The organism is Enterocloster sp. HCN-30185, assembly GCF_037890305.1.
Classification (GTDB): Bacteria; Bacillota; Clostridia; order Lachnospirales; family Lachnospiraceae; genus Enterocloster.
Map to the genome: position 1 here is coordinate 330,257 of NZ_JBBKBT010000002.1, position 13,733 is coordinate 343,989.

Consider the following 13,733-nt stretch of genomic DNA (forward strand, 5'->3'; position numbering starts at 1 on the left):
AGGAAAAAACACATGGAATTAACGAAAGAAACCTGCCGTCAGACGGCAGAGGAGCTGCTGCACTTTCTGGAGAAAAGCCCCAGCAGCTTTCACGCTATTGCCAATATAACGAATATGCTGGAAGCAGCAGGCTTTGAGGAAATCCGTGAGGAGGAAAACTGGAAGCTTTTACCGGGCGGCTCTTACTATGTGACCCGCAATCAGTCTTCTGTCATTGCATTTAAGGTGCCGGGAGCAGATTTTACAGGCTTTCAGATCATGGCAAGCCACAGCGATTCCCCTTCTTTTAAGATTAAGGAGAATCCGGAGATGGAGGCAGAGGGCCATTTTATCAAATTAAACGTAGAAAAATACGGTGGCATGATCATGTCTCCCTGGTTTGACCGTCCTTTATCCATTGCGGGCCGCCTGGTTGTAGAAGAGGATGGAAGACTGGTATCAAAGTTAGTGAATATAGACCGTGATCTGGTGATGATCCCTAATTTGGCTATTCATATGAACCGACAGGTCAATGACGGTTACAAGTATAATGCACAGAAGGATACGCTTCCTATTTTTGGAAGTCTGGAAGCAAAGGGAAGCTTTATGACCCTGATGGCAGAAGCAGCAGGCGTAAAGGCAGAGGATATCCTGGGCCATGACCTGTTCCTTTACAGCCGGGACAAGGGAACCATCTGGGGAGCCGATGAGGCTTACCTTTCCTGCGGACGTCTGGATGATCTGCAGTGTGCTTTTTCTTCCATTAAGGGCCTGCTGGCAGGAGGACATCCTTCCTGCGTATCCGTTGCAGCCGTATTTGACAATGAGGAAGTGGGAAGCGGCACTAAACAGGGTGCAGATTCCACCTTCTTAGAGGATACCCTGCGCCGGATCAACCGCAGTCTGGGACGCAGCGAGGATCAATATCTGATGGCTCTGGCCTCCAGCTTTATGGTATCTGCTGACAATGCTCATGCGGTTCATCCAAATTACGGAGAATTTGCAGATCCGACCAACCGTCCTGCCATGAACGAGGGGATTGTAATCAAGTACAACGCCAACCAGAAGTATACTACAGATGCAGTATCCGCAGCTATTTTCCGGGCAATCTGCAAAAAGGCCGGCGTTCCCTGCCAGACCTTTGCCAACCGTTCCGATATGGCGGGAGGTTCTACTCTGGGAAATATTTCCAATGCTCATGTGGCTCTCAATACAGTGGATATCGGCCTGCCCCAGCTGGCGATGCATTCCCCTTATGAGACAGCCGGCGTAAAGGATACCTGTTATCTGATCCAGGCAGCAAAGACGTTCTTTAATACCTGTTTAAAAGCAGAGGGAAAAGGCTGCTACCGCGTGGATCAGGAATAAGATCATAAGGGGGAAAACACCCTGATATACACGGCCTCTGGCTTTGCACCATAAAGCCCAGAGGCCGGAGTGCGTCCGGGCAAAGACAGTCAGCCGGATAGGGGTATATTAATAAACGGAAAGAGGAGATTAGAAGAAACCATGCAGAAAGACCTTACAGAGGGAAGCATTACAGGCACTATGCTGCGCTTTGCCCTTCCGATGATACTGGGAAATCTTTTACAGCAGTGCTACAATGTGGCAGATACGCTGATCGTAGGCCGCTTTCTGGGGGCGGATGCCCTGGCAGCCGTAGGCTCGGCCTATACCCTTATGACCTTTCTTACCTCTATTCTTTTGGGACTGTGTATGGGAAGCGGGGCCGTCTTTTCCCTGCGCTTTGGGGAGAAAAACAGCGCCCGTTTAAAAATAAGCATCTATGTATCCTTTGTAATGATTGCTGCGGTGGCTCTGGCCGTCAACCTGGCGGTGGTGGTGTTTACCGATCCCATTATGAGCCTTCTGTGCGTACCGGAAGAGATTTACGGGATGATGCGGGAATACCTGAGAGTGATCTTTTCAGGTATCCTGGCAGTTTTTCTGTATAATTTTTATGCCTCTCTTCTGCGGGCTGTGGGAAATTCTCTGGTGCCGCTGATTTTTCTGGGAATTTCAGCCGTTTTAAATATCATACTGGATCTGGTATTTGTCCTGGTGCTTCACCGGGGCGTAGCGGGAGCGGCAGAGGCCACGGTTATTTCCCAGTTTGTTTCCGGTATTGGAATCGGTATTTATACGCTTGTAAAAATGCCTGAGTTCCGGGTGGAGCGGGAACATATGAAGATAGAGCGCCAGGTTTTAGGAGAAATTTCCCAGTTTTCCTTTCTTACCTGTATCCAGCAGTCTGTGATGAATTTTGGCATCCTTATGGTACAGGGACTGGTAAACAGCTTCGGAACGGTGGTGATGGCTGCCTTTGCCGCAGCGGTAAAGATCGATTCCTTTGCCTATATGCCGGTTCAGGACTTTGGAAATGCATTTTCCACCTTTATAGCTCAGAATTACGGAGCAGGAAAAAAAGACAGGATCCGTGCAGGAATCCGTTCTGCTGTGACGGTTTCCGTTCTGTTTTGCCTGTTTATCTCCTTTGTGGTATGCGTATTTGCAAAGCCGCTCCTTCTGATTTTTGTCCAACCCCATGAAACGGAGATCCTTAAGGTGGGGATGAGTTATCTTCGGATTGAGGGTGCGTTTTACTGTGGGATCGGCTGTCTGTTTTTGCTCTATGGCCTTTACCGGGCAGTGAGAAGACCGGGAATGTCCGTGGTCCTGACTGTGATTTCCCTGGGCACCCGGGTGATTTTAGCCTATGTCCTGTCCGCCGTTCCGTCCATTGGGGTAACCGGGATCTGGGCGGCTGTGCCCGTTGGCTGGTTTTTAGCCGATCTGGCAGGCTTTGTCTATTATAAAAGAAAGTTGGATGAGATTTGACCGGATTATATGCCAATGTAATTATTGATATTTCCCATGAAAGCGTGGATAAGACCTTTCAGTACCGGGTTCCTGAGAAGCTTAGAGGAACTCTTAAGGTAGGCCAGCAGGTTTACATTCCCTTTGGAGCGGGAAGCCGCAGGAGAAAGGGATATGTGGTGGAGCTTACGGATGAGCCGGAATACGATGTGGCAAAATTAAAGGAAATAGAAGGGATTGTAGAGCACAGCGTTACAGCCCAGTCACAGCTGATCTGGCTGGCCTGGTGGATGAAGGAGCGCTACGGCTCTACCATGAACCAGGCATTAAAGACAGTCCTTCCTGTGAAGCAGAAGATAAAGGAAGCTCCCAAACGGCAGATCCGGCTCATTGGCGAAAAAGAGGCCTTCCGGGAGGCGGTGGATCTGGCAGAGCGCAGAGGCTATAAGGCCAGGCTGCGCCTGTTTTGCCTGTTAAAAGAGAAAAATCCCGTTCCCTACGATCAGGCCATGAACCGTCTGAACCTGACCCCGGCGGTCCTTAAGCCTTTGGAGGAAGCGGGGCTGATCCGGGTAGAAATCGTAGAAAAATACAGAAATCCCCTTCTTGAGATGAAGCGGCTTCTCACAGGGGAAACGGGAAGGGCTTCTGCCATGGATTTTTCCGAAAGCAGTCCGATTCCCGTCTTAAATGAGGAACAGCAGGCTGCCGCATACCGCATCTGCCGGGAGTATGACAGAGGGATCCGCGCCACATATCTGCTCCATGGGATCACAGGCAGCGGAAAAACAGAGGTTTATATGGAGCTGATCCGCCATGTGGTGGAGAAAAAAAAGCAGGTAATCCTTTTGATCCCGGAAATTTCCCTTACCTGGCAGACGGTCATGCGATTTTATAAACGTTTCGGGAACCGGGTTTCCCTGCTTCACTCCAGAATGTCCCCAGGGGAGCGCTATGACCAGTATGAACGGGCAAGAACCGGGGATATAGATATTATGATCGGGCCCCGTTCTGCCCTGTTTGCCCCCTTTGAACGGCTGGGGCTGATCATTATTGATGAGGAACATGAAAATGCCTATCAGAGCGAGCTGTCCCCCCGCTATGATGCCAGGGAGACGGCAAAGGAGAGGGCCAGGATCAATCAGGCCAGCCTGATCCTGGGCTCTGCCACGCCTTCTCTGGAATCCTACACAAAGGCGGTTCTGGGAGAATATATCCTTCTTAAGCTCACAAGACGGGCAAAGGCCAGCGCGGCACTGCCTCAGGCGGAGATCGTAGATCTGAGAGAGGAATTAAAGGCGGGAAACCGTTCTATTTTCAGCCGCAGGCTGAAGGAACTGATGGAGGACAGGCTGAAAAAAGGAGAGCAGACCATGCTTTTTATCAACCGCCGCGGCTATGCAAATTTTGTATCCTGCCGTTCCTGCGGAGAGGCTATCCGCTGTCCCCACTGCGATGTGACCCTGACGCTTCATAAAGACGGCCGTCTGATGTGCCATTACTGCGGTCATACGGTGATGCAGCCAAAGCTCTGCCCCTCCTGCGGTTCCGCCTATATTGCGCCCTTTGGAACGGGAACCCAGAAGATTGAGGAAATGGCAGTAAAAATGTTTCCTCAGGCAAGGATTCTCAGGATGGATCTGGATACCACCTCAAAAAAGGGAGGCCATCAGGAAATCCTTTCTGCCTTTGCAAGAGAAGAGGCCGATATCCTGATCGGTACCCAGATGATCGTAAAGGGACACGATTTTGCAAAGGTCACTCTGGTCGGGGCTCTGGCGGCCGATCTCTCCCTCTATGCTCCGGATTACCGCTGCGGGGAGGAAACCTTTGATCTTTTAACCCAGGCAGCAGGAAGGGCCGGAAGGAGCCATATTCCGGGGAATATGGTGATCCAGACCTATCAGCCGGATCATTACAGCATACAGACGGCAGCCAGCCAGGACTATGAAAGCTTTTACAGCCAGGAGATGAATTTCAGGCGGCTTCTGGGATATCCTCCCGCAGTGGGGCTGTTAACACTCACTCTGTCCGACGGCTGTGAGGAGCGCCTTGAAAAGGCCGCAGAGGTACTGGAGAAGATGACAGCCCGTTTTCCGGAGCATTTTCCGGGAAAAAAACTTGCCTGCATTGGCCCTGTGAATGCCCCGGTGTACAAAGTTAATGATATTTACAGAAAAATTTTATATATTAAGAATGAAAACTATGATATACTGATACAGATCAGAAAAATGGCGGAGGCCTGCTTGGATGGCATGGAAGGGATTTCCCTCCAGTCCGATCTGGCTTTATAGGCCAAACAGCAGAAAAGGGGTTTGTATATCCGCCGTTTATGGTTTGAATATGAAAAAGGAGAGATAATAAAATGGCAGTCCGTCAGATTCGTGTAATTGGAGATGAAGTTTTAAATAAAAAATGCAAGCCGGTAAAGGAGATGACTCCTCGTACGGCAGAGCTGATCGAAGATATGTTTGAGACCATGTATGAGGCAAACGGCGTAGGCCTTGCAGCTCCCCAGGTGGGCGTTTTAAAGAAAATCGTGGTAATTGACGTAGAGGACGGCAATCAGTATGTGCTGATCAACCCGGAAATTGTGGAGCAGCAGGGCGCCCAGACCGGATACGAGGGCTGCTTAAGCGTTCCCGGCAAGACCGGCATCGTAACCCGTCCGGATTATGTAAAGGTAAGAGCGCTGAATGAAAACATGGAGGAGTATGAGTTAGAGGGACAGGATCTTTTAGCCAGAGCCATCTGTCATGAGTGCGCACACCTGGATGGCCAGCTCTATGTAGAGCTGGTCGAAGGCGAGCTGCTGGATACAGAGGCTGAAGAAGAGGAAGAGGAGATGTAAGATGCGTATCGTATTTATGGGGACGCCGGATTTTTCCGTTCCGGCATTAAATGCCCTGGTGGATGCCGGCCACGAGGTAGCTGCGGTAGTGACCCAGCCGGATCGTCCAAAGGGCAGAGGAAAAGATGTACAGATGACGCCGGTGAAGCTTCAGGCGTTAGAGTACGGCATTCCGGTCTATCAGCCGGAAAAGGTAAAGGATCCGGCTTTTGTGGAGATTTTAAAGGAGCTTCATCCGGAGGCGATCGTAGTAATCGCCTTCGGACAGATCCTCTCAAAGGCCATTCTGGATATTCCGCCCTATGGCTGCGTCAATATCCATGCCTCCCTGCTTCCAAAGTACCGGGGAGCAGCTCCCATCCAGTGGGCGGTGATCGACGGAGAGAAGGAAACCGGCGTTACCACCATGATGATGGATGTGGGACTGGATACGGGAGACATGCTGGAAAAGACGATGATCCCTCTGGATCCGAAGGAAACCGGAGGAAGCCTGTTTGAAAAACTCAGCCAGGCAGGGGGAAAGCTGATTCTTTCCACCCTTGATAAGCTTGAGAAGGGCACCGCAGTAAGGACGCCTCAGAAGGACGAGGATTCTACCTATGCAAAGATGCTTACAAAGTCTCTGGGACGCATTGACTGGTCTATGGAGGCAGAGGCCATTGAACGCCTGATCCGCGGTTTAAATCCCTGGCCCAGCGCCTATACCTCCCTTCATGGAAAGACCTTAAAGCTCTGGGATGGGGATGTTTTGAAGGAAACGACGGATGCCAGACCGGGAGAGGTAGTCCTTTGTGATCCCCGCCGTCTGGTAGTGGCTGCAGGAGAAGGGCTGTTATCCATCCGCCAGCTTCAGCTGGAAGGAAAGAAGCGGATGGATGTGGAAACCTTCCTCAGAGGCTATTCCGTAAAAGAGGGAGAAATACTGGGAGAGTAAGTTTCCCGCAATCATGCTGTTACGTTAGAAAGAGAGTGAATCTATATGTTTTATATGCCCTATTTTGACCCTACCTACGTTCTGATCCTCATCGGAATGGTGCTGTCTTTAATGGCTTCTGCAAAACTGAACGCTACCTACAGCACCTATGCCCGTGTGGGAAGCCGCTGCGGGCTTACGGGAGCAGAGGCGGCAGAGCGGCTGCTCCGTTCCCAGGGGATCTATGATGTGGCAGTGCGCCGTGTATCCGGTCACCTTACAGATCACTATGACCCCCGCACCAAAACAGTAAACCTGTCGGATGCGGTATACGGAGCCACCTCCATTGCAGCCATCGGTGTGGCGGCCCATGAGTGCGGCCATGCCATGCAGGATGCAGGAGAGTACGTTCCCCTGCGGTTAAGAGCTGCATTGGTGCCGGTAGCCAACTTCGGCGCCCAGATCTCCTGGCCCCTGATCCTCATCGGCTTCTTTATAGGCGGAGGCTTTCTGGTTGATATAGGGATCCTGCTTTTTTCAGCCGCCGTGCTTTTCCAGCTTGTGACCCTGCCGGTAGAATATAATGCTTCCCACCGTGCAGTAAAGCTTCTGGATTCCATTGGGATTCTTCGGGATCAGGAAGTGGGGCAGGCAAGAAAAGTATTAGGCGCAGCTGCCTTAACCTATGTAGCTGCTGCAGCAGCTTCCATCCTCCAGCTCCTTCGTCTGCTTCTTTTATTCGGAAACAGAGACAGGGATAATTAACAGGAGGGATTTATGGCAAAACAGACAGACAGGGGTCTGGAAAACAGGGAAATAATCCTTGGGGTGTTGACGGAGGTGCTCGAAAAGGGCAGCTTCGTCCATCTTGTTTTAAACCAGGCTCTTTATAAATATCAATATCTGGATAAGGCAGACAGAGCCTTTATCACCCGTGTCACAGAAGGGACACTGGAGTATATGCTTCAGCTGGACGGGGTGATCAACCGGTATTCAAAGACAAAGACGAACAAGATGAAGCCACTGATCCGGAACCTTTTAAGAATGAGCGTCTATCAGCTTCTCTATATGGACCGGGTGCCTGACAGCGCTGTGTGCAATGAAGCGGTAAAGCTGGCAGTGAAGCATCGGTTTCAGGGTTTAAAGGGCTTTGTAAACGGAGTGCTGCGTACCATTTCCAGAGAAAAGGAACACATTTCCTTTGAGAATCCAGCCATGCGTTTCAGTGTTCCAGACTGGATGTATGATAAATGGGTCAGAGACTGGGGAGAAGAGAGGGCCGAGATCATTGCCGCATCCTTTTTAGAGCCCCGTCCTACCTGGGTTCGATGCAATGAAAGTACCGTACCGGTATCTCAGATATTAAAATCTCTTCAGGAAGAGGGAGCCGGTGCAGAGTGTATGGAAGGCTTTGATTCCATGATCGCCCTGTGGGGCTATGACTATCTGGAAGGGCTGACTGCATTCTTGGAGGGCTGGATCCAGGTTCAGGATATCAGCTCCAGCCTGGTAGGACAGCTGGCTGCTCCAAAAAAGGGTGATATCATCATTGATGTATGCGCTGCTCCTGGAGGAAAGAGCCTTCATCTGGCAGATCAGCTAAAACGGACCGGCCTGGTAGAAGCCAGGGATTTAACAGAACAGAAGGTTTCCCTTATTGAGGACAATATTGCCCGCTGCGGTCTGACAAATATTCAGACAAAGGTATGGGACGCCACTGTGTTTGACCCGTCCAGTGAGGAAAAGGCAGATATCGTGATCGCAGATCTTCCCTGTTCCGGCATGGGAATTATTGGGAGAAAGCCGGATATCAAGTACCACATGACAGAAGAAAGTCTGAAAGCTTTGGAAGAATTGCAGCGCCAGATCTTATCCGTTGTATGGCGGTATGTAAAGCCCGGCGGAACACTGATTTACAGTACCTGCACCATCAATAAGGGAGAAAATGAGAAAAATGCTTCCTGGATTCGCGGGAATCTTCCCTTTGAGCCTGTGGATATAAGAGGAAAGCTCCCGGAGGGATGGGAAGCAGCCTCTTCTGCTTCTTTACAGGAGGGACAGATCCAGATCCTGCCGGGGATTGGCCCATGGAAGGAATTTGACGGCTTTTTTATCAGCGTTTTTAAGCGCCGGGGATAAAAAGACCGGTTTATTTTAAAGTACAGGAGTTTTTTATGTTAGATTTAACAGACCGCAATGGTAAAAAAGATATCAAATCCATGACCCTGGAGGAAGTAACCGCAGAGCTTGGCACATTGGGAGAAAAGCCCTTTCGGGCAAAGCAGCTCTACGACTGGCTCCATGTAAAGCTGGTGACAGACTTTGATCAGATGAGTACTCTCTCAAAGAGCCTTCGGGAAAGGCTTAAAGAGCATTACAGCGTTACGGCATTAAAGGTTGTAGGAGAACGGATTTCGGCTGTGGACGGTACCAGAAAGTACCTCTTTGGACTGGAAGATGGGAATGTGATCGAGAGTGTGTGGATGAAGTACCATCACGGCAATTCCGTATGCATTTCCTCCCAGGTGGGCTGCCGTATGGGCTGCCGCTTCTGCGCCTCCACCCTGGACGGTCTGGAGCGGAACCTGCGGGCCTCAGAAATGCTGGATCAGATTTATCGGATCCAGACCATTACAGGAGAGCGGGTATCCAATGTGGTGATCATGGGTTCCGGAGAACCCATGGACAACTATGATAACGTGATCCGTTTCCTGCGCCTGATCTCCCATGAGAAGGGGCTTAACATCAGCCAGAGAAATCTGACGGTATCCACCTGCGGCATTGTGCCGGGAATCTTAAAATTTGCTAAAGAGGGGCTTCAGGTCACATTAGCCTTGTCTCTGCACGCCCCCAATGACGAGGTGCGAAAAACCTTGATGCCGGTGGCAAACAGCTACCGTCTGGAAGATATTTTAGATGCCTGCCATACATATTTTGAAGCAACCGGCAGACGGCTGACCTTTGAATACAGCCTGGTAAAAGGGGTAAATGATAATTTAAAGGAGGCCGCAGCCCTTACGAAACTGATAAAGGACCAGCATGGCCATGTAAATCTGATCCCGGTTAATCCCATCAAGGAACGGGATTACGTTCAGTCCGACCGCAGGGCCATTGAGGCGTTTCGGAACTATCTGGAAGACCACGGCATCAATGCCACGGTCCGCCGGGAGATGGGCCGGGATATCGGCGGAGCCTGCGGGCAGCTAAGAAAGAGTTATATAGAAGGAGGGGGATGACATGGAAGCATATGCACTGACAGATATAGGGAGAGTCCGCTCCATGAACCAGGATTATATTTATGCCTCTCAGGAAACCATTGGTTCCCTTCCAAACCTTTTTCTGGTAGCTGACGGCATGGGCGGTCATCAGGCCGGTGATTTTGCCTCCCGGTATGCAGTGGAACATCTGGTGGTGTACTTAAACCGCTGCCAAAAGGGAGCGGCAGTGGCTCAGCTGCAGGAGGGGATCCGCCAGGTAAATGCAGGCCTTTACGATGAATCCCTTAAGAGGGAGGAACTGAGCGGTATGGGATGCACGCTTGTAGCAGCGGTGATAGAGGATGGGATCCTCTATGCGGCTAATATCGGAGACAGCCGTCTTTACCGGATCCATGGAGGCCGGATTCGCCAGGTTACAAAGGATCATTCCTATGTGGAGGAAATGGTAGCCAGAGGGAAAATGGTCCGGGGAAGTGCGGACTATAACCGCAGGAAAAATATCATTACCCGGGCAATGGGAATCGGAACCCATGTAGAGGCAGACTTTTTTGAGGCGGATTTAGAGTCGGGCGACTATATACTTCTCTGTTCCGACGGCCTTACCAATATGGTGGCCGATGAACGGATCTGCGCCATTATATCCGAACCCGGCACTCTTAAGGAAAAGGCAGAGCGTCTGATCGAGGAAGCCAATGAGAGTGGAGGAATCGATAATATTGCGGTTGTTCTTGTAAAATTCGAGGAAGGGGGAACCGGCCTATGTTAAATCCTGGAACCTACCTTCAGGGGCGGTATGAAATTCTGGAAAAAATCGGCTCAGGTGGAATGTCTGTTGTCTATAAGGCAAAATGCCATACCTTAAACCGTCTGGTAGCGATTAAGGTACTGAAGGAAGAATTTGCCTCAGATGAGAATTTTGTAAGCAAGTTTAAGATGGAAGCTCAGGCAGCAGCACGGCTTTCCCATCCCAATATTGTAAATGTATATGATGTAGTAGATGAGGAAAATCTTCATTATATCGTGATGGAGCTTATTGAGGGGATTACCCTCAAAAGCTACATTGAAAAAAAGGAACTTTTAGACAGCAAAGAGGCGATCGGTATTGCCATCCAGGTGGCACAGGGGATTGCGGCAGCTCATGAGCAGCATATCATCCACCGGGATATCAAGCCTCAGAACATGATCATTTCAAAAGACGGCAAGGTAAAGGTAGCAGACTTTGGCATTGCCAGAGCCGTTTCCAGCCAGACGGTTAATTCATCGGCTGCTGTGGGCTCGGTGCACTATATTTCACCGGAACAGGCCAGAGGCGGATACTGTGATGAGCGAAGCGATATCTATTCCTTTGGAATTACGCTTTATGAAATGGTTACAGGCCGGGTTCCCTTTGAGGGGGACAATACGGTTGCTGTGGCTCTGGCCCATCTAGAGGATCCGGTGGTCCCGCCAGGAGATTATAATCCTCAGGTCTATCCGGGGCTGGAGGATATTATTTTAAAATGTACCAAAAAGAAGCCGGACAGGCGCTATGGCTCCATGGAGGAGGTAATCCACGATCTGCGCCGGGTGCTTATGGATCCGGAATGTGATATTTACCAAAATGAGGAAATAGAGGAAGGGGGGGATCCCTATCAGACACGCCCTATTTCTAAAGACGAGTTAAGCCAGATCCGGGATCATCACCGCCGTAAAAGCAGGGAGACTGGTGCAGATGAGGCGGAAAAAGTGACAGAGGGTCTTGAAACGTCTGATGAAGAAAATGGATCCCCAGACAGCCTGTCTAAAGAGGATGCGGAGGAGTTTGGCGACGGCACGGGAGATCATCGCAGCAGGTATCATTCTTCCCGCAAAAGAGAATTTCATAAAAAGATTCCCTCCAGAAAGCGGGACGAGGATGTAAGCACACAGTTTGAACGGATGATCGCTGCGATTGGCATTATAGCTGCCATACTGGTCGTGATCGTGGTTGTTTTTGTGTTTTCAAGACTTACAGGGCTGTTCTGGCCCGGAAGCGGGCAAGACAGCCAGGAAAATCAGACAGAGGCGGTCACCCAGTCCGCATCTATGGAGGAAATCCAGGTGATCCCGGATGAGGGAGAGACTATAATGCCAAATGTTTTAGATCTGCCCAGAGATATGGCGGAAAGCAAGCTTAAGGAATATGACATTGTAATGAAGGTTACAGGGGAAGAGTACTCCGAAAACTATTCCAAGGGCTATGTAATGCGCCAGGATGTGGACGAGGGGACAGCAGTAGAAAAATGGAGTACCGTAGGAGTTATCATCAGCAAGGGAAGCGAACGGGTAGACGTAAAGGCGCTTAATTTATCCGGTATGGATAAAAAGCAGGCAGAGGAGATTTTAAAAGATAAGGATCTGATTCCGTCTGCAAAAGAAGAAGCAAATGATACGGTGCCGAAGGGAAAGGTGATCCGTGTTGGAACAGAAGAAGCAAAGGCGGGAGATACGGTGGAGCTTTTTGTAAGCTCAGGCCCTAAAACCGTTCAGGGACAGGTGCCAAAGCTGACGGACGGCGATGCGGCAGCAGCAGATGCTCTTTTAAAGGCAGCCGGTCTTGTGAGTGGTACAGTGACCTATGAGTACGATCCTTCCAAGCCTCATGGGCAGGTTCTTTCTCAGAGTGAACTTCCGGGAACCATGTTGGAGCCCCAGTCTGCAGTGGATTATGTAGTTAATGACAGTGCTCAGGCTTCCACAGAGGCTGCTGCGGCAAAAACAGGAGAGGAAGAGAAATATTATGTTGGTTCCATTGACGCTACCTGCTCCTTAAGCAATTATATTGGCCCTGCTTCCCAGACAAGCAGCGTGCGTATTTTGATCCGTTTAAAACAAAAGGATCCCAAGGATGCCAATACCTATGTATACACAAACCTAATCAGTCCCAGACTGGTAGTAGGCTCTCAGGATATTCCTGTTGTATTCTCGCGGATCAAGGGCGCATACGGCGTTGACAGCGGGATTGTGGAGGTTGTAGATGTGGATAATGACGATAAGGTGATCCAATCCTGGCCGGTATCCTTTTTCCCGGCAGGATAAAAAAGAACAGGAAACAATATGACAGGAAAGATAATCAAGGGAATTGCAGGCTTTTATTATGTAAATGACGGCGAAAACCGGGTGTACCAGTGCAGGGCAAAAGGTATTTTCAGAAACAGGAAAATTAAACCCCTGGTAGGAGATAATGTGGAATTTTCCATCCTGGATGAAGAGGCAGGAGAGGGGAATATCGACGAGATCCTTCCGAGAAAAAATGCCCTGGTGCGCCCGGCGGCAGCCAATGTGGATCAGGCGCTGGTACTCTTTGCCCTGACTCAGCCATCCCCCAATTTAAATCTTCTGGACCGCTTTCTGGTGATGATGGCTATGGAGGAGATTCCGGTAGTGATCTGCTTTAATAAGGCGGATCTGGGAGATGGTGCCATGGAGGAGGAGTACAAAAAGATATATGAGGGCGCTGGTTATGAAGTTCACTTTATCAGTGCCAGGACTGATCTGGGGATGGATCAGGTCCGTGAGCTTTTAAGAGGGCGTACGACGGTGCTGGCCGGCCCTTCCGGAGTAGGGAAATCCTCCCTTACAAACCGGATCCAGCCGGAGGCATCCATGGAAACAGGAGGCATCAGCCGGAAGATTGAGCGCGGAAAGCACACCACCCGTCATTCAGAACTGTTTTTTGTGGAAAAAGATACTTATATGATGGACACACCGGGCTTCAGCTCCATGTATACGCCGGAAATAGAGGCTTCTGAGCTGAAGGAGTTTTTTCCGGAGTTTGCAGAGTTTGAGGATGAATGCCGCTTTTTGGGCTGTGTCCACATAGGAGAAAGGGTCTGCGGGGTAAAGGAAGCGGTAAAAGAGGGGAAAATCAGTCTCAGCCGCTATGAGAATTACCGTCTGATCTATGAAGAACTTAAGCAGAAAAGGAGATATTAAA

Annotated in this window: 11 protein-coding genes; all 11 read left to right on the plus strand. The window is 50.1% G+C overall.

Annotated features, from left to right (window positions below; all coding sequences use genetic code 11):
- Nucleotides 1-12 precede the first annotated feature (12 nt).
- A complete protein-coding gene (locus WKT10_RS03750; RefSeq protein ID WP_317438378.1) occupies nt 13-1,347 on the plus strand; it encodes a M18 family aminopeptidase in 1,335 nt (444 codons plus the stop codon).
- Between the two features lie 141 nt (nt 1,348-1,488).
- Entirely contained in the window at nt 1,489-2,817 is a 1,329-nt protein-coding gene (locus WKT10_RS03755; protein WP_340275531.1) for an MATE family efflux transporter, read from the plus strand.
- On the plus strand, nt 2,814-5,090 hold the full coding sequence (gene priA, locus WKT10_RS03760) for a replication restart helicase PriA (RefSeq protein WP_340275533.1): 2,277 nt from the start codon (nt 2,814-2,816) through the stop codon (nt 5,088-5,090). Before WKT10_RS03755 ends, priA begins: the two co-directional genes overlap by 4 nt.
- A 71-nt stretch (nt 5,091-5,161) precedes the next feature.
- Nucleotides 5,162-5,647, plus strand: a complete 486-nt coding sequence (gene def / locus WKT10_RS03765; RefSeq protein WP_066547920.1) for a peptide deformylase — start codon at nt 5,162-5,164, stop codon at nt 5,645-5,647.
- A 1-nt stretch (nt 5,648) separates the two neighbouring features.
- Complete coding sequence (gene fmt / locus WKT10_RS03770; RefSeq protein WP_340275536.1) at nt 5,649-6,581, plus strand: methionyl-tRNA formyltransferase; 933 nt, start codon at nt 5,649-5,651, stop codon at nt 6,579-6,581.
- A gap of 45 nt (nt 6,582-6,626) precedes the next feature.
- Complete coding sequence (locus tag WKT10_RS03775; protein WP_317438382.1) at nt 6,627-7,325, plus strand: zinc metallopeptidase; 699 nt, start codon at nt 6,627-6,629, stop codon at nt 7,323-7,325.
- Nucleotides 7,326-7,337: 12 nt separating this feature from the next.
- A complete protein-coding gene (gene rsmB, locus WKT10_RS03780) occupies nt 7,338-8,699 on the plus strand; it encodes a 16S rRNA (cytosine(967)-C(5))-methyltransferase RsmB (RefSeq protein WP_340275538.1) in 1,362 nt (453 codons plus the stop codon).
- Nucleotides 8,700-8,734: 35 nt separating this feature from the next.
- A complete protein-coding gene (rlmN, locus tag WKT10_RS03785) occupies nt 8,735-9,796 on the plus strand; it encodes a 23S rRNA (adenine(2503)-C(2))-methyltransferase RlmN (RefSeq protein WP_296036861.1) in 1,062 nt (353 codons plus the stop codon).
- Between the two features lies 1 nt (nt 9,797).
- Nucleotides 9,798-10,544 carry a Stp1/IreP family PP2C-type Ser/Thr phosphatase gene (locus WKT10_RS03790; RefSeq protein ID WP_337433771.1) on the plus strand — a complete coding sequence of 249 codons (747 nt, stop codon included), beginning with the start codon at nt 9,798-9,800 and terminating at the stop codon, nt 10,542-10,544.
- A complete protein-coding gene (gene pknB, locus WKT10_RS03795; protein ID WP_337933138.1) occupies nt 10,538-12,835 on the plus strand; it encodes a Stk1 family PASTA domain-containing Ser/Thr kinase in 2,298 nt (765 codons plus the stop codon). The genes WKT10_RS03790 and pknB overlap by 7 nt, the downstream gene beginning before the upstream one ends.
- Before the next feature lie 18 nt (nt 12,836-12,853).
- A complete protein-coding gene (rsgA, locus tag WKT10_RS03800; protein ID WP_337433769.1) occupies nt 12,854-13,732 on the plus strand; it encodes a ribosome small subunit-dependent GTPase A in 879 nt (292 codons plus the stop codon).
- The last annotated feature ends 1 nt before the right edge of the window (nt 13,733 follow it).

Coding starts and splice junctions, on each gene's coding strand:
- WKT10_RS03755 (WP_340275531.1), top strand. CDS start 1,489: ATGCAGAAAGACCTTACAGAGGGAAGCATTACAGGCACTATGCTGCGC.
- def (WP_066547920.1), top strand. CDS start 5,162: ATGGCAGTCCGTCAGATTCGTGTAATTGGAGATGAAGTTTTAAATAAA.
- WKT10_RS03750 (WP_317438378.1), top strand. CDS start 13: ATGGAATTAACGAAAGAAACCTGCCGTCAGACGGCAGAGGAGCTGCTG.
- WKT10_RS03775 (WP_317438382.1), top strand. CDS start 6,627: ATGTTTTATATGCCCTATTTTGACCCTACCTACGTTCTGATCCTCATC.
- rlmN (WP_296036861.1), top strand. CDS start 8,735: ATGTTAGATTTAACAGACCGCAATGGTAAAAAAGATATCAAATCCATG.
- rsmB (WP_340275538.1), top strand. CDS start 7,338: ATGGCAAAACAGACAGACAGGGGTCTGGAAAACAGGGAAATAATCCTT.
- WKT10_RS03790 (WP_337433771.1), top strand. CDS start 9,798: ATGGAAGCATATGCACTGACAGATATAGGGAGAGTCCGCTCCATGAAC.
- fmt (WP_340275536.1), top strand. CDS start 5,649: ATGCGTATCGTATTTATGGGGACGCCGGATTTTTCCGTTCCGGCATTA.
- rsgA (WP_337433769.1), top strand. CDS start 12,854: ATGACAGGAAAGATAATCAAGGGAATTGCAGGCTTTTATTATGTAAAT.
- pknB (WP_337933138.1), top strand. CDS start 10,538: ATGTTAAATCCTGGAACCTACCTTCAGGGGCGGTATGAAATTCTGGAA.